This window comes from Micromonospora sp. AP08 (assembly GCF_008085935.1).
In the GTDB taxonomy this organism is placed as follows: Bacteria; Actinomycetota; Actinomycetes; order Mycobacteriales; family Micromonosporaceae; genus Micromonospora; species Micromonospora chersina.
Window position 1 is genome coordinate 1 of record NZ_VSEZ01000048.1, and the last position, 351, is coordinate 351.

Consider the following 351-nt stretch of genomic DNA (forward strand, 5'->3'; position numbering starts at 1 on the left):
GACGACGAGGAGCTGGTCGAGGCGGTCGATCTGGCGAACCGGGATCACGGCGGCACGTTGAAGCTGGCCGAGAACTGCACGTACGAGCTGAACGTGAAGGACCGCAAGCACGGTTCGGCCCTGCCGGAGATCAAGCAGGACATCACGATCAAGGGCAACGGCTCGACGATCAAGCGGGACTCCGAGGACACGTTCCGGATCTTCCGGGTCGCCGACGGCGGTGAGCTGACCCTCAAGGACCTCACGGTCAAGGGCGGCAACGCCACCGAGTTCAAGTACGGCGGCGGCGGACCCGGTGGCCCTGGCGGCCCCGGGGGTCCCGGGGGCCCGGGCGGCGGCCCGGTCATGGGC

General features: G+C 69.2%; 1 pseudogene. It reads left to right on the forward strand.

What is annotated here, in order from left to right:
• Positions 1-351 (forward strand): annotated as a pseudogene (locus tag FXF50_RS29055) (hypothetical protein); the annotation flags it as partial.